The organism is Paenibacillus crassostreae (genome assembly GCF_001857945.1).
GTDB classification, from domain to species: Bacteria; Bacillota; Bacilli; order Paenibacillales; family Paenibacillaceae; genus Paenibacillus_AQ; species Paenibacillus_AQ crassostreae.
Map to the genome: position 1 here is coordinate 1831288 of NZ_CP017770.1, position 22731 is coordinate 1854018.

The window sequence follows — 22731 nt, forward strand, 5'->3', positions numbered from 1 at the left end:
ATTTTTCAAGTCCTAATGCTTGATTTCACAAAAATATATGAACCCTCATCCATTCTGTCCATACATCCACTAAATATGCTCTTACTGGAGAATAATTGAAAGTATTTTCAAAAAAGCATTCCTGCTATATAGGAATGCCCTCATAAATAACTATATTCAAAATTAAGATTAATATGTTGGCTATGAATAGCGTTTCTCTATCTCCGCATCGGCTGCTAATTGTTTGCGATAGATAAGAGACGACAGATACACACTGAACTCATACAATACGACTAATGGGATCGTTACAAGGAAGTCTGAGATAAAGTCTGGCGGTGTAATCACCACAGCGATAAGGACAAGGACGAAATAGGCCACCTTACGCATTTTCCGCAAACGAAGTGGATTTAAGACTCTAATCTTGGTAAGGAACATGATCAGAACTGGTAGTTCAAATAAGAGAGCCATCGGGATGACAAGTGTGAACATAAAGCTGAAATATTGTGTAATTCCATACGTTTCCTTCAGACCCATACTTGTTGTTACAGCTCTACTAAATGCTAACGCCATAGGGAATATTATGAAATAAGCAAATAATATTCCAGCAATAAATAGTATGAAAACAAAAGGTACGTATTTTAGAGAAGCTTTCCGTTCTTCTTCTCTTAAACCTGGGCTCACAAAAGCCCACACTTGGTACACAATTGCTGGAATAGATAGAACCAATGAAACACCCATTGATATCTTCATATAAATCCCTATACCATCCCAAAAAGAAAAGGCATTAAGCACATAATCCTTTGCCTGATCTGCATTCACTAAATATTGATAGATAGGGTTAGCTACGAACAAGCCAATGATAAGTCCCACTAGAAATATGATCAGAACGTAAATGATTCGCTTACGTAACTCACCTAAATGTTCGAAGATAGACATCCCATCTTGTGCTGTCTCTGTTTTCTTTACTTCTGACATGTTCCCCACCTCCCGTACATATCTATTTCTGGACACAAGAAGAAACGGCTTCGCCGTCCTTTATCAAGGACGGTATCCGTGTCTGTGATATTATTTAGAAATAGAATATTTCAGATATCTCATAATCACTGTTGTATTACTCAGGAAGGCGTTTATTGTCCTGCTCTTGGCTTGTTGTATTCACTTGTTGCACTTCATTCTTCTCTTTAGATGGTTCTTCTATAATTTCACGCGCCCCAGATTTAAACTCCCGAAATGTCCGTCCAACAGCACGGCCCAGTTCTGGTAGCTTATTGGGTCCAAATAGCAATAACGCCAATATGACTAGCAAAATAATCCCCGGTGTTCCAATTCCACCTAACATATATATGCCTCCTCATTGTAATTACTTCATTTAATGTGGACTTTTACTTACTCAGCGAATAATACATGGCAAGGTAGTCTCCAATAAACATATCATACCATAACATATGTCACATAAATACAATGATTTTGAAGGTAAATAAGTAGAAACTGTTAGATTACTGACGATATTGACCTGTTACCATCAACAATGCTTCAGGAAGCTGATCCATAATTGCTGCTAAACATTCATGTACCCCTTTAGGAGTACCTGGTAGATTAACAATGAGTGCACGGCCCCGAATACCGCAAATCCCTCGAAATAACATAGCTGAACGATTTCGTTCCATCCAAGCACTACGCATTGCTTCTGACATCCCCGGCACTTCACGCTCTATAACCCTACTCGTTGCCTCTGGTGTCACATCCCGAATTGCTAATTCTGTACCTCCTGTTGTCAGAACAAGATCCGCCCTGTAATAATCCGTAAGTTCAATGAGTGATGCGATAATTTCATCCTGTTCATCGGGTACAATTCGGTATTCCACAATCTCCCCACCCAATTCCTCTTCCACTAACTCCCGGATGACCTGGGCGCTTGTATCTTCACGTTCCCCCCTAGCTCCCTTGTCACTGGCTGTTAAGATCGCTGTTTTCCAAATCATTTCATCACCCTACCTATCTACTAAAATCAGTATTATTCATTTATTATTCTTGTTAATATCTACAATACCCTTCTCTGTAACGAGCATATGAAGTGGTGCATCATGCTCATCCATAGGAACCTTATCCACAACCTGCATGCCATACCCAAGCCCAATTAATATTGGAGGTTTATTGTGATCCATCCATGGTTGTAATCGCTCATAGAGCCGATCATAATAGCCACTTCCATAACCTAACCTGCCTCCAAATGGATCAAAGGCTAGACCTGGAAGGATAATCACCTCTGGAACAAAATGAAGATCTAGAGCATTCAGGAGTAACGGATCTGGTTCCTCAATCCCATAGGCACCTGGTGATAATTCATCCCAATGGCTAAGAGAATAAATCTCCATAGAATAATCACTAGGGTTACAACGCGGAACAAGTATGTTCATCCCCTTGTCCCATCCCCATTCAATGAAGGATCTTGTATCCAATTCAGAACGAAACGGGATATATACGAGAGCATTCGTTATTCTCATCGTTTCGAATACTTCTATTAAATAGCTAATGGCCTTGCTAGACCAGTGTTCTCGTTGATTCACAGATAATTCGTTTCGTGCTTTAGTCATTCTTAAACGCATTGTTTTTTTATCGCAACATATAGAATCATTATTCACTTTCATTCCCATGCAACTGCTTTCTCTATACATTCTCAATCTAATTCTACGATTCTTTATCCATTATTTATATTATAGTGTAACACTCTTACTTTCTTTTCGCCAAGATTGCTTGAAAGTCCTACTCACAAGTCGCGTATTACTTTCTTTTCATGTAAAATAACTATTATATAAGGATAAAGATGGAGGTTTCTACCGCATGTTGCTTCAAGCCACTGGAATAAAAAAATTGTACGGAGTCCATCCCGTTCTAGATGGAATTAACCTACAAATTCTCGAGAAGGAAAGAGTCGGACTTGTAGGAGTTAATGGTGCTGGAAAGTCCACATTTCTACAAATTCTTGCAGGAGAAATATCCTATGATGGAGGGCAAATTTTCAAGGCAAAAGAAACCACCATTGGATACCTCGCACAGAATAGTGGTCTTCAATCAGATCGAACCCTCTGGGAGGAAATGCTTAACGTATTTACCCCATTAATTGATGCTGAACAAGAACTAAGATCTATGGAGAAACAGATTGCAGATCCTGATTTGATGGAGAATCCTAAGAAATATCAAGATTTATTGGATCGTTATGCCGTTCGCTCAGATTGGTTCAAAGACAATGGCGGTTATGAGATGGAGACCAAAATCCGTAGCGTTCTACACGGAATGGGCTTTGGAGATTTCGCACCCGATACGCCTATTAGTACACTCAGCGGTGGACAGAAAACGCGATTAGCGTTAGCACGGATACTGTTGCTAGCACCTGATCTTCTGATGCTTGATGAACCTACGAACCACTTGGATATCGCTACTTTAACATGGTTAGAAGATTACTTACGTTCCTACTCTGGATCGCTACTAGTTGTATCACATGACCGTTATTTCTTAGATCGCTTAGTGACTACTATTGTGGAAATCGAGCGCCACCAATCTAAACGTTATACAGGTAACTATAGTCGCTATATTGAGCTTAAGGCTGCGGAGTACGAAGCCGAATTGAAGCAATACGATAAACAACAAGATGAGATATCACGTATGGAAGCATTTGTTCAACGCAATCTAGTACGTGCCTCAACAACAAAGAGAGCTCAGAGTCGACGGAAGGCCCTTGAGAAGATGGAACGATTAGATAGACCACAAGGGGAGCTCAAGAAAGCCAGCTTTTCTTTTGAAGTTGAATACTCATCTGGTAAAGAAGTTCTCCAAGTTAGTGATTTATCTGTTGCTTTTGATCCGTCTGCCCCTCTATTTCAACATGTGTCATTTGATATGCGCCGTGGAGAAACGGCAGCTCTAATCGGTCCTAACGGAATTGGAAAATCAACCTTGTTCAAATGCATGCTCGGAACCCTTCAACCTGCTGCAGGCCAGATTCATTGGGGCACAAAAGTAAAAATTGGGTACTATGATCAAGAGCAGACAAATTTGAATTTCTCGAATACCGTCTTAGAAGAGTTATGGAGCGAATATCCTCATATGGAGGAAGCACGAATCCGTACTGTACTTGGTAACTTTCTGTTCAGCGGTGAGGATGTACTTAAGAAGGTCTCTTCACTCAGTGGTGGGGAAAAGGCACGGGTTGCACTAGCCAAATTAATGCTTCTTGAATCCAATATGCTCATTCTTGATGAACCTACCAACCATTTAGACTTATTTAGTAGAGAAGTACTAGAATCAGCATTGATCGATTTCGAGGGTACCCTATTATTTATATCGCATGACCGTTATTTCCTAAATAAGATGGCTGAGCGAATTGTAGAACTGTCTTCTAATGGGACAGAGCATTACCTTGGAAACTATGATGATTATACTGAGAAGAAACAAGAACTCGCAGAAATCCAACAGGAAGCTAAAGATCTCGCTGCAAAAACAGCTAAGATTGAACCCGGGTCAGATTCTATTGAAAAACCCGGAGCCTCGACCTTTGAAGCAGATAAATTAGCTAAACGTGAAGAACGTAATCGTCAACGTAGATTAGTAGTCTTGGAAGAAGAGATTCACACGTTAGAAGAGAGTATCCAAGCTCTTGAAGCGAAGATGGCTCTCCCTGAAATATTCCAAGATTACATAGCCCTTCAAGAACATCAGGAGATGGTTGAATTAAAGAAGCAGTCACTTGAGGAAGTATATGCCGAATGGGAACAGCTAGCGATAGATTAATCACAATTATGCAATGATAAATCAAACTACAAAAAATATTTTTTTGTCACATTTCAAGTTATGCACAAGGTTATCCCCTGAAATCCTGCATAACTCTCATTAAAAAATAGCCCTTAGGGCTATTTTTTTAGGTTTAATAGAGATTCTTCTGAAAATCCATCTCTTATCCACCGAGTTATGCACATTATCCACAATTTCCATGAAAATAATATCCACTGTTTCAAAGTTACGTCAAAGCTATATATATTCCGTAATGTAATCATTTACACACATTTTCACTGGATATGTGGATAACTTTGTCCACATCTTGACAAGACTGATCAAATCAATTTAATCCATCCGATTCATTGATGTTCATACAATTTAGTGTTAGGAAGTACTGCTGAAATTCATCATCCTTGACATAACCTAGAAATTCATACAGGGATTGTGCTTTCTTGTTATCATGACCCGTTGACAATGCAATTCCCTTTGCTCTCGTCTTGATTGCAAAATCCTGCACATGATGTAATAACTCCTTAGCAACTCCCTTTTTACGATATTCCTCAATAACATATAGATCATTCAGAACCCAAGACCTCATCATCGAGAGCGATGAGAATGTTGGATACAGCTGAGCAAACCCAACAATTTGATTATCAGATGACTCTCTAGCAATGTGAATGATAGACTCCGCATGTTCAAACCGATCAAATAAAAATTGTCTTGCCTCTTCCTGATTAGAGACTTGCTCATAAAAAACGCGATATAAATCAAAAATAACACTTAGTTCATTTAAATCATTAATCGTTGCTTGAGATACTCTGAAATTTAGATTCACACTACTACTTACATAGTCCCCCTCTTTTTATATCTACTTTATCATTTAACAGGCACTCTGGTTGTTAGCCTAAGAGTGCCCACTTCACTCACTGACTAGGCTTTAGAAATTATCGAAAGAGCACTATTACAAGCAGCAACATAAGCAAGACCAGCAGCCATTACGATATCTTGATGAATGGCCGTACCTCGATAATTCTTACCTTCCCATTCCACTGTTACCGCTGCTTCAGCATGTGCCTCTTCCCCTGTACTAAGTGAATGCATTTCCAAATCACCGAAAATAATATCTGCATCGATTCCATCTGATATCGCTGAAATCAATGCTTCCAGGGGCCCCTTACCTGATGCCGTATGAGTAGATTCTCGATCTTCATGTAGGTGATGTAGTGTAACCGTTGCGATCCGATCTTCTTCGCTACTCGATTGTACACGCACTTCTCCAAGTTCAAAGTTCTGTATCCTTTTTCCTGTCGTATGGCTGACCATCTTCAATAGTAGATCATCACTGACAATCTTCAATTGATCCGCAGTTTCCTTGAAGGTACCATAGAGCACTTCCATTTCTTCTTCGTTCAACTTCACCCCATAACGGGCTACACGATCCTTCAAGGCATGGCGACCCGAATGTTTACCAAGGATAATCATATTCCGAGATATGCCTAGTGATTCAGGTCTCATAATCTCATATGTGCTAAGGTCCTTCAAAAGCCCATCTTGATGAATTCCGGACTCATGCTGAAAGGCATTACGTCCTACAATAGGCTTGTTATATGCCATAGGGAAATGCATTGCACTACTAACTGCCCTTGATGTCCCATATATCTTCTCCAGCGAAATTCCCGTTGTATAATTCAATACATCTTTTCTGACTTCCAGAGCCATGACCAGCTCCTCTAATGCACAATTCCCAGTTCGTTCTCCCACACCATTCACCGTTACTTCAATTTGAGATGCACCGTTCTGAATAGCAGCAAGACTATTTGCAACTGCCAGCCCCAAATCATTATGGCAATGTGCACTATAGCGAACGCCAGCTCCACCTCTTGCCCCCTCGCGAACCTTGCGGAACATTTCCCCATACTCATGAGGGAGTGCATATCCTACGGTATCTGGAAGATTGATCATGGTCGCTCCTTCCTCGATCACAACCTCAATCATCTCAATGAGATCATCTATTCCTGTACGTGCTGCGTCCATGGCTGTGAACTCCACCTGTTCATTGAATTGCTTAGCGTAAGCTGTCATCTCCCGTGCCATCGCCACAACCTCCTTCCGACTCTTGCGCAATTGATACTTCAGGTGAATATCCGATGACGACAGAAAGAGATGAATACGACGACGTTCTGCATCCTTTGTAGCTCGAACCGCAGCATCTATATCTCCCTTTAGAGCTCTAGCAAATCCACATATCTCGACTTGCTGGAACTTTCGTGATATAGTCTCCACCGCAGCAAATTCTCCTGGGCTAGAAATGGGAAATCCCGGCTCCAACACATCGATACCTAGCTCAACAATCTTGGCAGCAAGCTGCACTTTCTGATCTGGCTGTAAACTTGCACCCGGCGCCTGTTCTCCATCACGAAGCGTTGTATCAAAAATCGAAATCTTTGGTGTTTGCATTTTAATAACCTCCCGAAATTTTTGTGGAGCAATAAAAACATAAAAAGCCTGCCATCTCTAATAAATATTAAGAGACGACAGGCTTTCACCCTCCGCGGTACCACTCTTGTTGGCGCTATATAATAACATGATTAATCATGTTAGCACCCCACTTTGTTCTATATGCTGGTTGTGTGTAACCACTCATATAGAGATCCCTATAACGGTGGATATCCGAGTCCGTGTACACTTCTGCTGAATTTCCACGGACTTGACTCCCGGGCGAGATTCGAAGGGGCTGCCACTGTGTTACACCAATTCCACAGCTCTCTGAAGACAACTACCCTTTTACTACTCCCGATCATGGTCGTTATTTATATCTAATTTTGTATACAAAAAAGCCTGCCATCTCTTATATCAAGAGACGACAGGCTGTTCACCCTTCGCGGTACCACTCTTGTTGTCCTTCCTCCCCATATAATAGGATCGGCGGAAGAACCACTCAAACACCTTACAGCCATAATTACATATAGATAAAATGGACTATTAGGCTTGCCCTCTTACGGAGGCCTTCGTAACGGTATACTTACCCGGCGTGCACTACCGGACCTGAGAGAATCATCACTCACAGTGTTCCACCGCTCCGCTCCCAAGCGAGTTCAGGTCCCATCGACTGCGTTGCACCAACCCGCAGCTCTCTGTATCGTCCGGATCACCTTACTATTCTTGTTCATCACGTTTACTGAAATTTGAAATTTTTATTATTATATCCATAGGGGATGATAATGTCAATAAACAAATTTCTCAGTTTGCACTCTTTTATTAATCGATGTTATTAGAACCCCATTCTTCTAATGGGAGCTGCGGATCTGCTTTCATATCAAGTGGTGTAAAGTATTGTTCTCGCCATTTGATATACGCAGCAGCACCAATCATCGCAGCATTATCCGTACAATATTCGAAAGGAGGAATCGATAAGTCTATTCCTTCCTTAGCACATTTCCGTTGCAATTCAGTTCGGAGTCCACGATTAGCCGCTACCCCACCACATAATAATAATTGCTTCACACCATAAGCCTTCACCGCTAGGATAGCTTTGGTTACGAGCACTTCTACAACTGATTCTTGGAACCCTCGTGCAATAGCACCGATGATCGGTGTTTCTCCACGCATTTTACGTTGATTAATGACATTTAGTACTGCGGATTTTAACCCACTGAAGCTGAAATCATAGGATCCCGCTTCTAACCATGCACGTGGAAGGTCTATCGATTCATCTGACTCCATTGCTGCCCGGTCAACATGCGGTCCACCTGGATAAGGAAAACCAATTGAACGTGCTACTTTATCATAAGCCTCGCCCACAGCATCATCCCTAGTCTGACCAATTACTTCAAAATGACCCTCTTGCTTCATATAGACAAGCTCCGTATGACCGCCTGATACAACTAATGCCATACATGGATACTTGATATCTCCAACTAGCCGATTCGCATAAATATGCCCTGCGATATGATGTGTACCTATTAACGGTTTAGATAAAGCTACAGATAAACTCTTTGCAGCTACAACGCCAACTAATAGAGCCCCTACAAGACCAGGTCCTTGTGTCACAGCTATCGCAGACAAATCCTTCATCGGAATTCCAGAAGCTGTCACCGCCTCTTCGATCATAAGGGTGATACTCTCTACATGCTTACGCGATGCTACTTCTGGCACAACACCACCAAATGCCTTATGTGTCTCGATTTGGCTTGAGATCATGTTGGATAATACCTCGTGCCCATCCTTTACGACAGCTACAGCTGTTTCATCACAGCTTGTCTCAATAGCTAATATATAACACGGACTATAATTAGTCTGATCTATACTCATGAATCTATACGCTTCCTTCCCAACTACCATACTCCTTATTTCGTGGCAATTCTGCCCACATAATCATCGCATCCTCATGATTATCCGAATAGTAGCCTTTACGAATTCCTGCTGCTTTGAATCCTTTTTTAGCGTACAATCTCTGGGCAATTCTATTAGATACCCTAACTTCTAGTGTCATTCTTTCCATTCCTGATTGGTAAGCTGTCTTTATTAATTCATCTAACAGTCGATCCCCTAATTTACGTCCACGGTATTCCTCTAGAATAGCAATATTCGTTATATGTGCTTCATCGACAATCGTCCACATTCCCGCATAACCAACAGGTAACCCATTGTTCTCCATAACGATATATTTAGCAAAGTGATTATTCGTTAATTCATTATGAAAAGCTGTTTCTGTCCATGGTAGTGTAAATGCTTCATGCTCTATGATCATAATCGCAGGAACATCCTCAAGCTTCATCGCTCGAAAGGAGATATCCTCATACTCCTGCTTATTGAACTGCTCTGTTATCATAACCTAGCTCCCTTCAAGGCTTACGAAGGAGATTGGCTTCCGCTTCAGTAAGTTGAGTATAATTCGGTATCAGTGCATGCAAATCATCCATCTCGCCTTGGTTAAGCCTTTGCTCACCTAACAATCCAACAAAGCGTGCATTCAAATCATATGGAACAATATGAAGCCTATCACCCAGATATCCTCTTAGCCGTTCGGCTACTTCCTTATGGAGATTAATATCACCAACGAACCAGAGACTAACTAGCTTGTCCGGATCCGACAGCGTTTCTAGTCGCTTCGCCAACCCTTCTACCCACTGCTCCATTAAGCGGATTGCATCCGGCTCAAGCCGATTCGGTATATGATCATCAGATGTACTGAACAGCGCAGTGTATACCTGCCCCCGTCTCGCATCCATCAACGGAACAATCCAATTCAATTGATTCCTGCCTTCTACATGAATCGCTTCAGAATAACCACCATAAGCTACAGAATGAAGGCTAGATATTCCCACAACAGGTATATTCCACGCCCAAGCTAACGTTTTAGCTGCAGTAACAGCTATTCTTGTTCCTGTATAAGATCCCGGTCCTATTCCAACTGCAATACCTTTCAGTTGTGAATTCACTGTTCCCGATATCTTCAGAACTTCCTCCACAATTGACAGTATTCGAATCGAATGATTTCTTTCACCCAACTCGCTCATCTCATGTAGTACCTGACCGTTCTCCATTACCGCTACAGTTAAGGATGTTGTAGAAGTGTCTAAGGCCAAGATCCGTTGTGGTTCTATCTTCTGTGTTTTACTCATAACTTAAAGACTCCATTCTGTTTCAGGTTACGGCACCAGTTCTCATAGGGTTCACCTAACCCATGAATCGTAATTTCGCGTTGATCAGATCCCGTGGTCGCAATCGATAAATGCAAGTGAGCCGTAGGTAGCAAATCACTTATGATTTGAGACCATTCCACTAGACATACTCCCTTACCATAGAAATATTCATCTAATCCAAGTTCATCTGCTTCTTCTATCGAAAGACGATACACATCCATATGATAAAAAGGCATTTTACCTTCGTATTCTTTAATAATTGTAAATGTGGGACTATTAACGATTCCCTTAACCCCTAAATGCTTAGCAAATTGTTGTGAAAAAGCCGTCTTCCCTGCTCCTAAATCCCCATCCAGTCCAATCACTGTACCTGGTACAACAGCATCAGCAAGCCACACCGCAAGTGCCTCCGTATCTTGTAGCTGATAAGAAGTATAAACAAATTGCTCTTTATAATGACTCATTTCCATGATGAACCCACCTTCATGCACATTTCCAACATAACTTGACCTTTATTATATCGGTCTATGCTAACACCCGCAAGAACTGAGCATATACCCACTTTCGACTCACTCCAATGATCTCCTCGTTATTGAAGGAGTCTTGCCCATATACTTCTTATATAGTTTGGTGAAGTAATTCGGATTCCCGCATCCAACCTTGGATGCGATCTCTGTTATTGAATCATTACTCTCAAGGAGCAACCGCTTAGCCTCATTCATTCTACAGATATTCACATATTCAATAAAAGTTCGACCAGTTAATCGCTTGAATAGTTTACAGAAGTAGTACGGGTTAAGACTGACCTCCTTTGCAGCCTGTTCGACCGTTAACTTCTCGGGCAAATTAGACTCCAAACGTTGGATCAGTAACTTAAACCGCTCATAATTTGGGAAATATCCCTCTACAGGTTTGTCATCCAACTGAAGTGGCATGAACGTACGTGATAATAACGTAAATAGTACATGTAGTTTCGACTTAACTACAAGTTGATAAGCGGGAGCCTTTGCTGCAAGCTCCGCTATGGCCTCATTCAATATAGGGTAATAATTTGCACATACCTCATCATGATCAGCTGGTTTAACTGGAAATCGCTGCCGTCCCTCTAAGTAGGGGGAAACATACTGTACATGTACCGGATCATTCATCCAATCATTGAATAGCGAAGCATTCAAGACAACACAGTCATAGTTCACGTCTCCATCGTTTAGTGAGTATCCAACATGCAGACTACCACCCGGAATAATGACAACGTCTCCCGCCATAACCGTATAGGGGCGGCTGTCGATATGGAATTGGGCTCTACCTTTACGCATGACGATGATCTCGAAATGCTCATGCCAGTGTAAATAGAGAATACAGTCGTTCATTTTAGCGGAATGATGATTCTGGAAGAGTTGAAATGGATATATTGAATGCTCGAGCCGAGTATTTTCCCAAAGTTCCATTGGATAGGTCATATTCTTCTTCACCACCACAAGATTAGACTAGTATTGCACAAGATTGAGTAGAGTAATTACTAAATCTCCTGGCTATAATGGAGATGTTATCAATACTATAAGACAATATTGGAGTGATATACAAGGATGGATAATAAATTACGCATTGGGACACTAGTTCAGGGCGGAAACGCAGTTCAGGTTATTCCACAAATCGTATCGCATGGATTCGAATCCTTCAACCCGACCTTTTGGCAAACGACAGGGGATACAGATCTTACAGAAATGGCGAAGCGTTTACGTGCGCTTGCGGACGAGCATGATTTTGTAATATCAGCAATTAGTGTTTTTGGCAATCCATTAACAGGCGAAGGAGATAATGCTGACACGCTTGCAAGTTGGGAACGTCTCATTGATCATGCACATCTATTCGGAACGAACATTGTATCCGGGTTCACAGGTCGTCTCACTGGGCAATCGATTGATGAATCTATTCCTAAATTCAAGGAAGTATTCGGAGAGTTGACACGCAGAGCGGCGGATAAAGGTGTTCGTATTGCTTTTGAGAACTGTGATATGGGAGGAACTTGGGCAACTGGTGATTGGAATATTGCACATAACCCAGTAGCTTGGGAGTTGATGTTCAATGCCGTTCCTGAAGATAATATTGGATTAGAGTGGGAGCCTTGTCATCAAATGGTGAGCTTAATTGATCCCATTCCACAGCTACGCAAATGGGTCAACAAAGTGTTCCACGTACATGGTAAAGATGCAACAATTGCATGGGATGTTGTCAAAGAGCAAGGTGTGCATGGAAAGGAACCATTCGTTTGGCATCGGACACCTGGCTTTGGCGATACCAATTGGTCGGATATTATTACGATTCTCAGACAGAATGGCTATCAAGGAACCATTGATATCGAGGGCTGGCATGATCCAGTCTATCGGGATGAATTGGAAATGACCGGTCAAGTGCATGGCTTGAATTATTTGAAACACTGCCGTGGTGGAGACTTTGTTCCAAATCCAGTATAAGCATTCACTAGGTGATTGGGGACAATCTTTATTAAGGGGCACAACGAGAAGGGGAGGTTGATGACTGTGACAATAAAGCATCGAGTGATCATAGCCGGTTGCGGCGGGATGGCCAATACATGGGTGGACTATGCGAAGGGTAGAGCAGATACGGAGATTGTTGGATTAGTTGATATTAAGGAGCAGTTCGCAATGGCAATGGCGGAACGCAAAGATCTAACTTGCCCGACATTTACAGATCTTAAACAAGCTATTATAGATACCGGAGCGAACATAGTCTTTGATGTTACGATTCCGTCCAGTCACTATACGGTGAGTAGATCTGCGCTTGAACTTGGATGTCATGTCTTTGCCGAGAAACCGTTGGCAGAGTCTATGGGGGATTGCGTCGATATCGTTCGCATTTCGGAGTTGGCTGGTAAGACACATGCCGTCATGCAGAATCGCCGCTTCGATCCGCGCATACGTGCATACCGTAATCTTATCAATGAAGGAACTATTGGCAAACTGGGCTTCATGGGAGCAGACTTTTTTATCGGTGCACATTTCGGCGGCTTTCGTGATGCTATGGAAAGTCCGTTGCTACTCGATATGGCGATTCATACATTCGATCAAGCGCGGTTCATTGGTGGCGCAGATCCGGTATCCGTCTACTGCCATGAATTCAATCCCCCCGGTTCTTGGTATGCAGGTCATGCAATGGCTATCTGCATCTATGAAATGTCTGATGGCTCAGTATTTAACTACCGTGGTTCGTGGTGTGCTGAAGGCGTGCCTACATCATGGGAAGCATCCTGGCGAGTGACGGGTGAGCATGGTACAGCAATCTGGGATGGTCTTGGAGAACCGTATGCGGAGGTGGTTGCTGCTGGCGATCAGTCCGGTAATTTCATTCGTAATTACGAACGAGTAAAGGGCAAGCTTGTTGACATGAAGCACACGTTCCACCAAGGCTGTCTGGATGAGATGTTCGCTTCACTTGAAGATGGTCGTAAACCAGAAACAGACTGCAGCGACAATATATATAGCATGGCAATGGTCCTTGCTGCCCTTGAAAGTGCAAAGACCGGTCGCAAAGTACTGGTCGCTGACTTCATGGATATTCCTTGAATTATGTTCAAATGATGGGGCGCGAATTTATAAGTTGAACGTGGACTCTTCGCTCCCTATCCACTTTTGCAACTGTTGATGGGTCGAGGAACGAATACTGGAGACCCATGCATTCACCAGAACTGAGGTACTCCCCGATCCCCGTCGCTTAGCCGACTAGCTGCAGTAAGTGTATTTAATTAGCGTAAAAAGTATACTTTCTTCTAATTAGAAAAAGACCCGAAGCTGCATCATACATACGCAGTTCGAGCCTTTCATCTTATTCTAGTACAATTTGAACCTCTTATTACTTCAACTTTGATCCGTTACAATTTCTCTACTTCAGCAAGCCGATCTACACTCACCGTGTGCGTATTGGTCGGACGTGACCCCACCTGCACGGTAGCCATACCATGAACTTCATCCACATGCTCTATCCAGACTGGATCTTCACCATCTAATTGAACAGCAATCGTCGCTTTATCGTTGAAGATATCCATTGCTCTTTTAACATCCATCATTTTTGCTCCTTTCATAACTTCTACTCTAATTTCACTCTCTTTCACTATCTTCTAGCAACTGTTCTAGCGGTATCTCGCCGATATACCCATTATCTATCGTTACTTCTCCGCCTCCCAGTCCTTCATTTACCATCCGATTAATTTCCATTAAATAATCTTCATCATCTGTATCATTCATCATTTTATCTTTCCCTTATCTACTTATGGTGGTTTGTATTTCTCCTACTCAATATACCCCATGTTATATTCTGTCATGCACTTCAACTGCAAACACAAATAAACCCAGAGAAAACTCTCAGGGTTTATTTGTATTCACACTATATGAGTTAATGGATCGCTTTCTTCTTGAAGCGTCCGCCTTTGACATCGTGAATGTTACCAATGGCAACGAATGCATTACTATCCCAATCAGATACAATCGTTTTTAACTTAGCTTCTTCAAGCCGAGTAATAACAACGAAGATAACCTTTTTACTCTCTCCAGAGTATGAGCCTTCACCCTCTAGATAGGTTACTCCACGTCCAAGCCGTTGAGTTAATGCATCACCAATTTCTTTGTATTTCTCACTAATAATCCAGACTGACTTCGATTGATCTACACCTTCATTGGTTACGTCAATCAATTTGAAAGCAATGTAATAAGCAATAAGAGAATACATAGCATGGTCCCATCCAAAAACAAATCCAGCACTACTTAGGATGAACACATTAATAAACATAACAACTTCGCCAACCGAGAATGATGATTTCTTGCTCAAAAGAATAGCGACAATCTCTGTACCATCTGTTGACCCACCTGCACGAATTACAAGACCTACACCAACCCCTAGAATTACGCCACCGAATACGGAACCTAGTAATGGATCACTTGTAAACGCTTGTACAGGATGCAATAGATAGGTACCTATAGACATTACAATGATAGAGAATAACGTCGATAATGCAAAGGTCTTACCAATTTGTCTATAGCCAAGAAATAAAAATGGAAGATTAAAAAGTGTTAGAAATATTCCTAATGGTAATCCGGAAAAATGCGATGCCATAATAGACAACCCTGTAATACCGCCATCAATAATATCATTGGGTACTAAGAAAATTTCCAGAGCAACGGCGACAAGACTTGCTCCAATCACCATCATTAGAAATCTAAATAGCTGTTTCCCTATTGAAGGTTGTGTGCTTGGTGGTATATTCGTTATTGCAGGAACTACTTTTTTAACTCTCTTTATCCCCTTACTCATCCAATTCCCCCTATAATTATCCACATCCTTATGTTGTATGACTAATATTATATCACAGCATCCTACGCAATTTTAGAAAACAGCAGCTATTTTATTGAAAAATATATCTTATTGATATAAAATAATTAATCTTTCATCATTTTTAAATTCATAATAATGGTGACAAAATACGACAAAAGACTTCTCCACCTTTCTGCAGAAGAGGTCTAGACTTAAAAGTGCTAAGCTGCATTTCTGTACTGTTCTGCATATCTTCCTCGAAATCTTTCTCAATCCGTTGGATCGTTGCCAAGTCAAATAACACCGCAGTCAGTTCGAAATTACTGAAGAAACTTCGCATATCCATATTCGCTGTTCCTACAGAGGCTAGAATTTCATCAGCGATGATGATTTTCGCATGAATGAATCCTTTGCGGTATTGATAGAATTGAACCCCTACCTCTAACAATTCTTCCACATAAGACAGAGTTGCAAGATGGACCCATAGCGAATCTGGCTTCCAAGGGATAATAATTCTTACATCTACACCGCTAAGTGCTGCTGTTTTGAGGCCTTCATTAATACCTGGATCAGGGATGAAATAGGGAGATGTAATCCAGATCCTTTCTTTAGCTATTGCTATTGCAGTGAAGCACATCTCTTGCAAGGCATCACGTATTTGGTCTGGTCCACTACTCAGTATTTGAACTTGCTGATCCTCACGACATTGATGTTCTGGGAAGAATGAGAGGTCCATCAGGTGCTCATTTGAAGCTAACCTCCAATCATGAAGAAATATAGTCTGTAGGAAATACACCGCATCACCTTCTAGCTGCAAGTGAGTATCACGCCAGAACCCTACTTTTGGGTATAATCCCAAATAGTCATCACCTACATTAAGTCCCCCTGCGAACCCCTTTTTTCCATCAACAATTACAATTTTGCGATGATTACGGTAATTTATTCGGCGATCAACCATAGCTATAATAGGCGGAAGGAAGAAATGAAATTCAACACCAGTCTCTTTAAATCGCTGTATAAATGATCGTTTCAAGTGGTAACTCCCAATCCCATCACAAAGTACCCGTACCTTGATTCCCTCTTGTGACTTCCGAATCATCACATCTTGAAATTCAGTTCCAATCATATCTGGCCTAAAAATGTAGAATTCCACATTTATGTGATTCTCAGCAGATTCCATTGCCTCAAGCATCGCATGATAAGCTATTTGTCCATCCGTAAGGATCTGGCTTTTATTACTTCCTGTTATAGGACTGCCTGGAATTTGAGATATATAGTCAAATAACCGCTTGTTGTATATAAAATCACTATTCTTCATATCTTCAACACTCTCGACAATATTAGCCACCTGCCATAAATGATCGCGAATGTCCTGCACTTGACTTGCTTTTACTGAACGAGTCTTTTTATGTATATTATATTCCTTCGCTACAAAGTAATAGACTATAAATCCAACCAGAGGACAACAAAATAATATTAATATCCATGCGAGTGCTTTGGCAGGATTTCGATATTCAATAATCAGAACAATAGCAACCTGAACGATAAAAACAAATAATATAATAATCAACCACATTCGTTTGATATCCTCCTTTTCAACAAAGATTCACTGTACCGTACAGCATTAACCAACATTTTAGAGATTTATTCAAGACATTTTGGCATGTTTAGCTAAACCATAGAATAAATAGTATATAAACGAGCTATCCCATTTCTTCACCTTAGTGAATAGAAAGGAGCGGCTATGAAAAGCATAAAATTTAAACAGCCATTAACGTTACTAATTGTTCGTGATGCACAACATGCCGTTAAGCAAGTACAACTCTCAAAGCCTTTACTCATTCTTGTTCCCACTGTTGCTATCTTGTCCCTTTCGGGCCTTATTATTTCTATGCAGGTCCAATCTTCACAATTGATCACTCGAATGGAGCAACAATTGAACCATCAGAACGTGACCCATCATCAGATGGAGATTACAGTCATCAATCGAGAAGAAGCCATTTCCAGATTACAAAATGAAATTATTCAGTTATCTTCAGAAGCTCAAGATATGAAAGACAAAATGCAACGTGTCCATGAATTAGAACAAGAGTTGCAGCAATTTATTAAGAAGAACGATACGAGCATGCTGACTGATAGTGACAGTAGTTATATGACCACCCAAAGTAACTTAACTAACGATCTCCCTATGCATGTAGGCGGTGAGTTCATAGCTGTATCCACTAGCGACATTATCAATCTCTCCGAAGAGATCAAGGATGACTATGAAGATCTCCGTAAGTTACTCGATACCATGGAGAGCAATGTACCTCGTACAATTGAAAAAGCACAAGAGACTCAAAATATGTTAGCAGGAATTCCGAATATATGGCCTACTTCCTCCCATGTTATTTCCTCGAGTTTCGGTTATAGGAAAGATCCATTTACGGGAGTAGCCGCTTATCACGCAGGGATTGACATTTCAGGAGATACAGGGGATCCCATCTATGCCGCAGGCGCAGGAACAGTCCTTGAAGCTGATAAACAAGGTGCTCGCGGTCTCTATATAAAGATTCAGCACCCGGATGGGTTACAGACTTCATATATGCATTTAAGCGACATTAAAGTATCTGTAGGAGATCGAATATCTAAGGGTGAAGTGATAGGAGAACTTGGAAATACTGGGCGAAGCACCGGTGCTCATCTGCACTTTCAAGTTGAAAAGAAGAACAATGTCGTAAACCCATTGAACTACATTAAATAAACTTATCAGGAGGGTTATGCTCTCCAAAAACTAAGTTACGCTTTCGATGCTAGTTTATTCGAAGTATATAGCAAGAAGTAATGCTCATAAACTTAGTTTATGCTTACGAAGCGAGTCTTTTTCGATGCATAACTAGATGTAAATCAATAAAAAAGACTTGGTTTATGCTTACGATGCTAGTTTTTTCGAAGATTACTCGAGAAGTAACGCTCAAAAACTTTTAGGAGGTGCAGTATGACGCGATCAAGACGGAATAACAAACAGAACAAAACGATGGATACGCTTATTGGACAAGGCTCAGAGATGACTGGAAAGTTGCACTGTGAGTCTAACCTACGAATTGAAGGGAAGTTTAATGGTGAAATAGAGAGTCAAGGAGAGGTAGTTGTTGGTGAAAATGCAGTAGCTCGTTCTAACATTCAAGCTAAAGAAGTTATTATTGCAGGTAAGGTGTACGGAGATATTGCTGCGGCGGGACGGCTTACGATTACACCTACAGGTCATATGTTTGGTGATGTATCTGCTACCTCTCTTATTATTATGGAAGGTGGATCATTAAGTGGTACAAGTACCATGAACTCAACGACAGAATCTGAGACATCCAAAGATATCGATTCACGATTTTTACAATCAGAAGTTAGTTGATCATCTAATAAGAAAGAGCTGTACCTCCCTTTTTTATTAAAAGGATGGTACAGCCCTTTCTGCGAAAAAAAATACCCTTTTATGTCGAAACATCTCGTTTGTTAAATGCTACCCATGCTAGTAGCATGAACACAACGTAGTATACTCCTAGTATCACTATTGAGAAGAGAAATGTTGACCCTCCCGGTCCAATAGATGAATTAATATATCCGCTTAAATTCATATGTGTGAATATGACATAATCCATCCATTCGTACTTATCTGGATTTAGAATAGCCAAGAGGATATCTTTAGTGAACAAGATCAATAATGACATAGAGATCGCAAAAGTATTGGAACGAAATAAGGTCGATATCATAAATGCGATCGTAATGATTAGCAATAGTTCAATATAATTAGCACCGAATGTCATGAACGTGTAAGTCATATCACTCCAAGAACTAGAGTTAAGGCCTAAGTTCCCCTCGTAACCGAACCAAATATTAGAAGAGAGAAATGATATTCCAAAAAGTAATAGGGTGCTCAATAGACTAAATAATATAACTGAAATATATTTAGACAATAGAATTTTCGAGCGACTCCAAGGACGAATCAGAAGCAACTTAATCGTTCCTCCAGAAAATTCACTAGCAACCGAATCAGCTGCAATAACAACACTAAATATAATATTCAGAAAAAATGTAAAGGACATCGAAAGAACAGTAACTTCCCAGACATTACTTTGTTCCTGTCCACCTATCAGAGAAAACACAAACGGCATCAACGCACTAAAGATAACTATAATACTCAACATGATCCATGTACGAATGCGGTAATATATTTTCATATTTTCATTTAATACTAGTTGGTAGAAGCTAGCCAATTTGCTCACTTCCTGTCATCTCCAAGAATTGATCCTCGAGCGAACGAGAAACTTCTTGTATACTATATACTTTGATGCCTGCTTGAACGAATCGTGCATTAATATCAGCCGCTTCTTCACGAGATACCTTTAATATAAGCTGATTATTCTCTACTCGATCAATCTGAATGATACCCAGTAATTCTGCAGCAGTTTCAGTCTGATCAACCTCAAATGCTATTTCAGTTGCGGTTACGGCCACGCCTACATCATTCTTCAATTTACGAACATCAATTAATCGCCCATTCTGAATAATAGCCACGCTATCACACATGAGTTCCATCTCAGATAGTAAGTGGCTTGATACGAATACCGTCGTACCTTCAATTTTACAAAGGTTCCTAAGATAATCACGTAGTTCACGAATACCTTGAGGATCTAGTCCATTTGTAGGTTCGTCCAAAATAAGTAATTTCGGATTATGCAAAATCGCTTGAGCTACCCCTAATCTCTGTCTCATTCCAAGTGAGTACGTTTTAACCTTGTCATGGATTCTATTATCGAGTCCCACAAGAGAAATAACTTCTATGATTCGTTGTTTCGTAATACCAGGCATCATTCGAGCAAAATGTCGTAAATTCTGATAGCCACTCAAATATTTGTACATTTCAGGATTCTCAACAATAGCTCCAACATTCGCTATAGCTGCTTCAAAATTATCCTTAATACTATGCCCACTTATCTTAATATCTCCCCGGCTAATCGATATTAAGCCCACCATCATTCGAATTGTCGTGGTCTTCCCCGCTCCATTCGGTCCAAGAAATCCAAATACTTGTCCCGGTTCAATTTCTAGGTTGAGGTTGTCTATGATTGCCTTTGAGGAAATCATCTTAGAGACGTCCTCGAACCGAACAACCGGTTCCTGTTCCATATTATTCACCCCTTTAAAGATAACTAGCACATAGACCATGGATTAGTCTCTATGTAGTTTAGCACATTATTCGCTCAATTATCTATAATTTGGAAATCACTACTTGGTTTACAGCCGATAACTTCACATTCAGAGCAATATCCCATGGAGATCTCATACTGATAAAATCCTGTTTTAAAAATGACAGTTGCCTTATCTACCGAAACAAGCTGCTCACAAAACACACAGAAAAACTGAAATCCTTCCATCATCAAAAAAACCTACCCCTCAAAGGATTCATCCCTGTAATTCGACAAAATCTACTGATCATGCCTTATAAGATACAATATGTATCATTAACAGTAATTTACTTGACATCCAGTATATTGTCAAGGATTTCCTTTGAATATTGAAGTTGGTTAATGTAATTTAGCCCACAATTTTCGACTGCCTTCATCCAATTTTTCAATATCAGAAATAATAAATCTGCGACCATCGGTACTCGTCAGTAACCAACTTATTGGGCTCATTGGATGTAAATTTTCAACCATTTCATTCATTCGAAAGCTAATTCTACCATAATTAGTGTTAATCTCCCATAACCATTCTTTACTATCTCGCTTTAAAGAAATAATATTCACGATAGTAGGAACCACATAATACCGCTGAAGTTCTTGCTCTGCCTCATTCCTACTCTTCTCTTCTAATCCTGAAAGATCTTCTATTATTGTAATTTCCACATCAGCTTCTGAGCGAACTGAAATATATTGACTAGGCATGGTCAATGGAAATATTCGAATCAATTTTACACCGCTATAATGCTTTCCGTCTTTATTCATTTCAAGTGTCCCAACAGCGTTCCTCATCAGCTCTATCAAATATTCCACTTCCTCCTTACTTCACTGATTCTCTACTGTCTGTAGATGCTCTTCAATTAATTGATGGACTCGTTCTTTCTCTGAAGATTCAATAACGTAATAATATATCCCATTTATCTTCTTGCCTTGGCCGTTTAACTCAAACGTTTCAATCTGATTCAGACCGGAGCGATAATCTGTTAGAAACTTTTTCATCTCATCGAAGGTTATATCTGTTTTTACATTGTTCCCAACTTCATCAATCATGGATTTGACATGTACGATATTCGTAACCTTAAGAGCATTCTTTATTATTTGCTTCAGGATCTCACGTTGTCTGGTGTTACGTCCGAAATCACCACGCGGATCATCATAGCGCATACGCGAATAAGCAAGTGCTTCATCACCACTTAATTCTAAATGCCCTTCTGCGAATTCATAACCTAAATACTGAAAAGAAAATGAATTCTCAACTTCTACTCCGCCCAGTAAATCTATAATTTGGCTAAAACCCTCCATGTTAACCTTAATGTAATAATGAATTGGCATGTCAAGGAAATTCTCCACAGTCTGAATAGTCATATTCACTCCACCAAAAGCGTAGGCGTGATTGATTTTATCTGTCGTACCATACCCTATAATTTCAGTTCGTGTATCTCTTGGAATATTGAACATAAGAATGGATTCTTTGGATGGGTTCACACTTAGAACTATCAACGTATCAGAGCGACCGACATCGTTCTCTCGCTGATCTACCCCCATAACTAGTACCGTGAAAGATTCCTGCTTATCCATTCTTACCGTCCTACTGCCCTGAGTATCCGTACTTATTGTGTTAGTAGTTGTCTGTATCGATTCACTGGGTTCACTAGGCTCTCTGGGTTCATAGATCGCATTAACAGTCGATTTCACAGATACATATAAATAGATTCCATATCCAACTATAATGAAAATAAATAATGATAACGCTATCAAAACTATTTTTACCCATCGTTTCATGAAGTTTTCCC

25 protein-coding genes and 2 other annotated features are annotated in these 22731 nt (G+C 40.5%); of the genes, 5 read left to right on the plus strand and 20 right to left on the minus strand.

Annotation, left to right across the window (positions count from 1 at the left end; translation table 11 throughout):
• Positions 1 to 180 precede the first annotated feature (180 nt).
• The 4 genes from tatC to LPB68_RS08705 all read right to left on the minus strand — a co-directional run bounded on the left by tatC (position 181) and on the right by LPB68_RS08705 (position 2627).
• A complete protein-coding gene (tatC, locus tag LPB68_RS08690; RefSeq protein ID WP_068661358.1) occupies positions 181 to 954 on the minus strand; it encodes a twin-arginine translocase subunit TatC in 774 nt (257 codons plus the stop codon).
• A gap of 136 nt (positions 955 to 1090) precedes the next feature.
• A complete protein-coding gene (gene tatA / locus LPB68_RS08695; RefSeq protein ID WP_068661359.1) occupies positions 1091 to 1318 on the minus strand; it encodes a twin-arginine translocase TatA/TatE family subunit in 228 nt (75 codons plus the stop codon).
• A gap of 157 nt (positions 1319 to 1475) precedes the next feature.
• On the minus strand, positions 1476 to 1961 hold the full coding sequence (locus LPB68_RS08700; RefSeq protein WP_068661360.1) for a MogA/MoaB family molybdenum cofactor biosynthesis protein: 486 nt from the start codon (positions 1959 to 1961) through the stop codon (positions 1476 to 1478).
• A 36-nt stretch (positions 1962 to 1997) separates the two neighbouring features.
• Positions 1998 to 2627 (minus strand): 5-formyltetrahydrofolate cyclo-ligase, encoded by a 630-nt coding sequence (locus tag LPB68_RS08705; protein ID WP_162274309.1) that lies wholly within the window; start codon positions 2625 to 2627, stop codon positions 1998 to 2000.
• 193 nt (positions 2628 to 2820) lie between these two features.
• On the opposite strand from LPB68_RS08705, the gene abc-f reads away from it, so the two are divergent.
• Entirely contained in the window at positions 2821 to 4767 is a 1947-nt protein-coding gene (gene abc-f, locus LPB68_RS08710) for a ribosomal protection-like ABC-F family protein (protein WP_068661362.1), read from the plus strand.
• A 325-nt stretch (positions 4768 to 5092) separates the two neighbouring features.
• Here abc-f and LPB68_RS08715 read toward each other — a convergent pair whose 3' ends face one another.
• From LPB68_RS08715 to LPB68_RS08745, 7 genes are all read right to left on the minus strand, one after another.
• Positions 5093 to 5587, minus strand: a complete 495-nt coding sequence (locus LPB68_RS08715) for a GNAT family N-acetyltransferase (RefSeq protein ID WP_068661363.1) — start codon at positions 5585 to 5587, stop codon at positions 5093 to 5095.
• Between the two features lie 95 nt (positions 5588 to 5682).
• On the minus strand, positions 5683 to 7209 hold the full coding sequence (locus tag LPB68_RS08720) for a 2-isopropylmalate synthase (RefSeq protein WP_068661364.1): 1527 nt from the start codon (positions 7207 to 7209) through the stop codon (positions 5683 to 5685).
• A gap of 67 nt (positions 7210 to 7276) precedes the next feature.
• Positions 7277 to 7562, minus strand: a binding site (T-box leader).
• 43 nt (positions 7563 to 7605) lie between these two features.
• Positions 7606 to 7931, minus strand: a binding site (T-box leader).
• A gap of 79 nt (positions 7932 to 8010) precedes the next feature.
• A complete protein-coding gene (gene tsaD, locus LPB68_RS08725; protein ID WP_068661365.1) occupies positions 8011 to 9063 on the minus strand; it encodes a tRNA (adenosine(37)-N6)-threonylcarbamoyltransferase complex transferase subunit TsaD in 1053 nt (350 codons plus the stop codon).
• Positions 9064 to 9067: 4 nt separating this feature from the next.
• Positions 9068 to 9583 carry a ribosomal protein S18-alanine N-acetyltransferase gene (gene rimI / locus LPB68_RS08730; protein WP_068661366.1) on the minus strand — a complete coding sequence of 172 codons (516 nt, stop codon included), beginning with the start codon at positions 9581 to 9583 and terminating at the stop codon, positions 9068 to 9070.
• A 13-nt stretch (positions 9584 to 9596) separates the two neighbouring features.
• Positions 9597 to 10376, minus strand: coding sequence for a tRNA (adenosine(37)-N6)-threonylcarbamoyltransferase complex dimerization subunit type 1 TsaB (gene tsaB / locus LPB68_RS08735; protein ID WP_068661367.1), 780 nt, complete (start codon positions 10374 to 10376; stop codon positions 9597 to 9599).
• A complete protein-coding gene (gene tsaE / locus LPB68_RS08740) occupies positions 10373 to 10861 on the minus strand; it encodes a tRNA (adenosine(37)-N6)-threonylcarbamoyltransferase complex ATPase subunit type 1 TsaE (protein ID WP_068661472.1) in 489 nt (162 codons plus the stop codon). Before tsaE ends, tsaB begins: the two co-directional genes overlap by 4 nt.
• Before the next feature lie 105 nt (positions 10862 to 10966).
• Positions 10967 to 11857: an AraC family transcriptional regulator gene (locus tag LPB68_RS08745; RefSeq protein WP_068661368.1), complete on the minus strand. Its 891-nt coding sequence runs from the start codon at positions 11855 to 11857 to the stop codon at positions 10967 to 10969.
• A 126-nt stretch (positions 11858 to 11983) separates the two neighbouring features.
• Here LPB68_RS08745 and LPB68_RS08750 point away from each other — a divergent pair, with 126 nt between their 5' ends.
• Positions 11984 to 12871, plus strand: a complete 888-nt coding sequence (locus tag LPB68_RS08750; protein ID WP_068661369.1) for a sugar phosphate isomerase/epimerase family protein — start codon at positions 11984 to 11986, stop codon at positions 12869 to 12871.
• Positions 12872 to 12937: 66 nt separating this feature from the next.
• Entirely contained in the window at positions 12938 to 13981 is a 1044-nt protein-coding gene (locus tag LPB68_RS08755) for a Gfo/Idh/MocA family protein (RefSeq protein WP_082865868.1), read from the plus strand.
• A gap of 305 nt (positions 13982 to 14286) precedes the next feature.
• On the opposite strand, the gene LPB68_RS08760 is transcribed toward LPB68_RS08755, so the two are convergent.
• The 4 genes from LPB68_RS08760 to cls all read right to left on the minus strand — a co-directional run bounded on the left by LPB68_RS08760 (position 14287) and on the right by cls (position 17298).
• On the minus strand, positions 14287 to 14478 hold the full coding sequence (locus tag LPB68_RS08760) for an H-type small acid-soluble spore protein (RefSeq protein WP_068661371.1): 192 nt from the start codon (positions 14476 to 14478) through the stop codon (positions 14287 to 14289).
• 34 nt (positions 14479 to 14512) lie between these two features.
• A complete protein-coding gene (locus LPB68_RS23130) occupies positions 14513 to 14662 on the minus strand; it encodes a hypothetical protein (RefSeq protein ID WP_198402190.1) in 150 nt (49 codons plus the stop codon).
• 145 nt (positions 14663 to 14807) lie between these two features.
• Complete coding sequence (locus LPB68_RS08765; protein WP_068661372.1) at positions 14808 to 15722, minus strand: YitT family protein; 915 nt, start codon at positions 15720 to 15722, stop codon at positions 14808 to 14810.
• Positions 15723 to 15870: 148 nt separating this feature from the next.
• Complete coding sequence (gene cls / locus LPB68_RS08770) at positions 15871 to 17298, minus strand: cardiolipin synthase (protein WP_068661373.1); 1428 nt, start codon at positions 17296 to 17298, stop codon at positions 15871 to 15873.
• Between the two features lie 168 nt (positions 17299 to 17466).
• On the opposite strand from cls, the gene LPB68_RS23705 reads away from it, so the two are divergent.
• Both LPB68_RS23705 and LPB68_RS08780 read left to right on the plus strand, forming a co-directional pair.
• Positions 17467 to 18465 carry a M23 family metallopeptidase gene (locus tag LPB68_RS23705; protein WP_068661374.1) on the plus strand — a complete coding sequence of 333 codons (999 nt, stop codon included), beginning with the start codon at positions 17467 to 17469 and terminating at the stop codon, positions 18463 to 18465.
• Between the two features lie 234 nt (positions 18466 to 18699).
• Complete coding sequence (locus tag LPB68_RS08780; RefSeq protein WP_068661375.1) at positions 18700 to 19110, plus strand: bactofilin family protein; 411 nt, start codon at positions 18700 to 18702, stop codon at positions 19108 to 19110.
• 79 nt (positions 19111 to 19189) lie between these two features.
• Here the strand turns inward: LPB68_RS08780 and LPB68_RS08785 are convergent, their stop codons facing one another.
• From LPB68_RS08785 to LPB68_RS08800, 5 genes are all read right to left on the minus strand, one after another.
• Positions 19190 to 19981, minus strand: a complete 792-nt coding sequence (locus tag LPB68_RS08785; protein WP_232510322.1) for an ABC transporter permease — start codon at positions 19979 to 19981, stop codon at positions 19190 to 19192.
• Entirely contained in the window at positions 19965 to 20885 is a 921-nt protein-coding gene (locus LPB68_RS08790; protein WP_068661473.1) for an ABC transporter ATP-binding protein, read from the minus strand. The genes LPB68_RS08785 and LPB68_RS08790 overlap by 17 nt, the downstream gene beginning before the upstream one ends.
• A 74-nt stretch (positions 20886 to 20959) precedes the next feature.
• Positions 20960 to 21136: a hypothetical protein gene (locus tag LPB68_RS22745; RefSeq protein WP_157756249.1), complete on the minus strand. Its 177-nt coding sequence runs from the start codon at positions 21134 to 21136 to the stop codon at positions 20960 to 20962.
• Between the two features lie 147 nt (positions 21137 to 21283).
• On the minus strand, positions 21284 to 21742 hold the full coding sequence (locus LPB68_RS08795; protein ID WP_068661377.1) for a DUF1854 domain-containing protein: 459 nt from the start codon (positions 21740 to 21742) through the stop codon (positions 21284 to 21286).
• 21 nt (positions 21743 to 21763) lie between these two features.
• On the minus strand, positions 21764 to 22720 hold the full coding sequence (locus LPB68_RS08800) for an LCP family glycopolymer transferase (RefSeq protein ID WP_068661378.1): 957 nt from the start codon (positions 22718 to 22720) through the stop codon (positions 21764 to 21766).
• Positions 22721 to 22731: the final 11 nt, after the last annotated feature.

What these genes read in the sequence shown, in the direction of transcription:
- LPB68_RS08700 (WP_068661360.1), bottom strand. Translation starts at nt 1,961, where the DNA reads ATGATTTGGAAAACAGCGATCTTAACAGCCAGTGACAAGGGAGCTAGG.
- abc-f (WP_068661362.1), top strand. Translation starts at nt 2,821, where the DNA reads ATGTTGCTTCAAGCCACTGGAATAAAAAAATTGTACGGAGTCCATCCC.
- LPB68_RS08800 (WP_068661378.1), bottom strand. Translation starts at nt 22,720, where the DNA reads ATGAAACGATGGGTAAAAATAGTTTTGATAGCGTTATCATTATTTATT.
- LPB68_RS08720 (WP_068661364.1), bottom strand. Translation starts at nt 7,209, where the DNA reads ATGCAAACACCAAAGATTTCGATTTTTGATACAACGCTTCGTGATGGA.
- LPB68_RS08705 (WP_162274309.1), bottom strand. Translation starts at nt 2,627, where the DNA reads ATGAAAGTGAATAATGATTCTATATGTTGCGATAAAAAAACAATGCGT.
- cls (WP_068661373.1), bottom strand. Translation starts at nt 17,298, where the DNA reads ATGTGGTTGATTATTATATTATTTGTTTTTATCGTTCAGGTTGCTATT.
- tatA (WP_068661359.1), bottom strand. Translation starts at nt 1,318, where the DNA reads ATGTTAGGTGGAATTGGAACACCGGGGATTATTTTGCTAGTCATATTG.
- LPB68_RS08790 (WP_068661473.1), bottom strand. Translation starts at nt 20,885, where the DNA reads ATGGAACAGGAACCGGTTGTTCGGTTCGAGGACGTCTCTAAGATGATT.
- LPB68_RS08765 (WP_068661372.1), bottom strand. Translation starts at nt 15,722, where the DNA reads ATGAGTAAGGGGATAAAGAGAGTTAAAAAAGTAGTTCCTGCAATAACG.
- tatC (WP_068661358.1), bottom strand. Translation starts at nt 954, where the DNA reads ATGTCAGAAGTAAAGAAAACAGAGACAGCACAAGATGGGATGTCTATC.
- LPB68_RS08760 (WP_068661371.1), bottom strand. Translation starts at nt 14,478, where the DNA reads ATGGATGTTAAAAGAGCAATGGATATCTTCAACGATAAAGCGACGATT.
- LPB68_RS08745 (WP_068661368.1), bottom strand. Translation starts at nt 11,857, where the DNA reads ATGACCTATCCAATGGAACTTTGGGAAAATACTCGGCTCGAGCATTCA.
- LPB68_RS22745 (WP_157756249.1), bottom strand. Translation starts at nt 21,136, where the DNA reads ATGATGGAAGGATTTCAGTTTTTCTGTGTGTTTTGTGAGCAGCTTGTT.
- rimI (WP_068661366.1), bottom strand. Translation starts at nt 9,583, where the DNA reads ATGATAACAGAGCAGTTCAATAAGCAGGAGTATGAGGATATCTCCTTT.
- tsaD (WP_068661365.1), bottom strand. Translation starts at nt 9,063, where the DNA reads ATGAGTATAGATCAGACTAATTATAGTCCGTGTTATATATTAGCTATT.
- LPB68_RS08750 (WP_068661369.1), top strand. Translation starts at nt 11,984, where the DNA reads ATGGATAATAAATTACGCATTGGGACACTAGTTCAGGGCGGAAACGCA.
- tsaE (WP_068661472.1), bottom strand. Translation starts at nt 10,861, where the DNA reads ATGAGTCATTATAAAGAGCAATTTGTTTATACTTCTTATCAGCTACAA.
- LPB68_RS08780 (WP_068661375.1), top strand. Translation starts at nt 18,700, where the DNA reads ATGACGCGATCAAGACGGAATAACAAACAGAACAAAACGATGGATACG.
- LPB68_RS23130 (WP_198402190.1), bottom strand. Translation starts at nt 14,662, where the DNA reads ATGATGAATGATACAGATGATGAAGATTATTTAATGGAAATTAATCGG.
- tsaB (WP_068661367.1), bottom strand. Translation starts at nt 10,376, where the DNA reads ATGAGTAAAACACAGAAGATAGAACCACAACGGATCTTGGCCTTAGAC.
- LPB68_RS23705 (WP_068661374.1), top strand. Translation starts at nt 17,467, where the DNA reads ATGAAAAGCATAAAATTTAAACAGCCATTAACGTTACTAATTGTTCGT.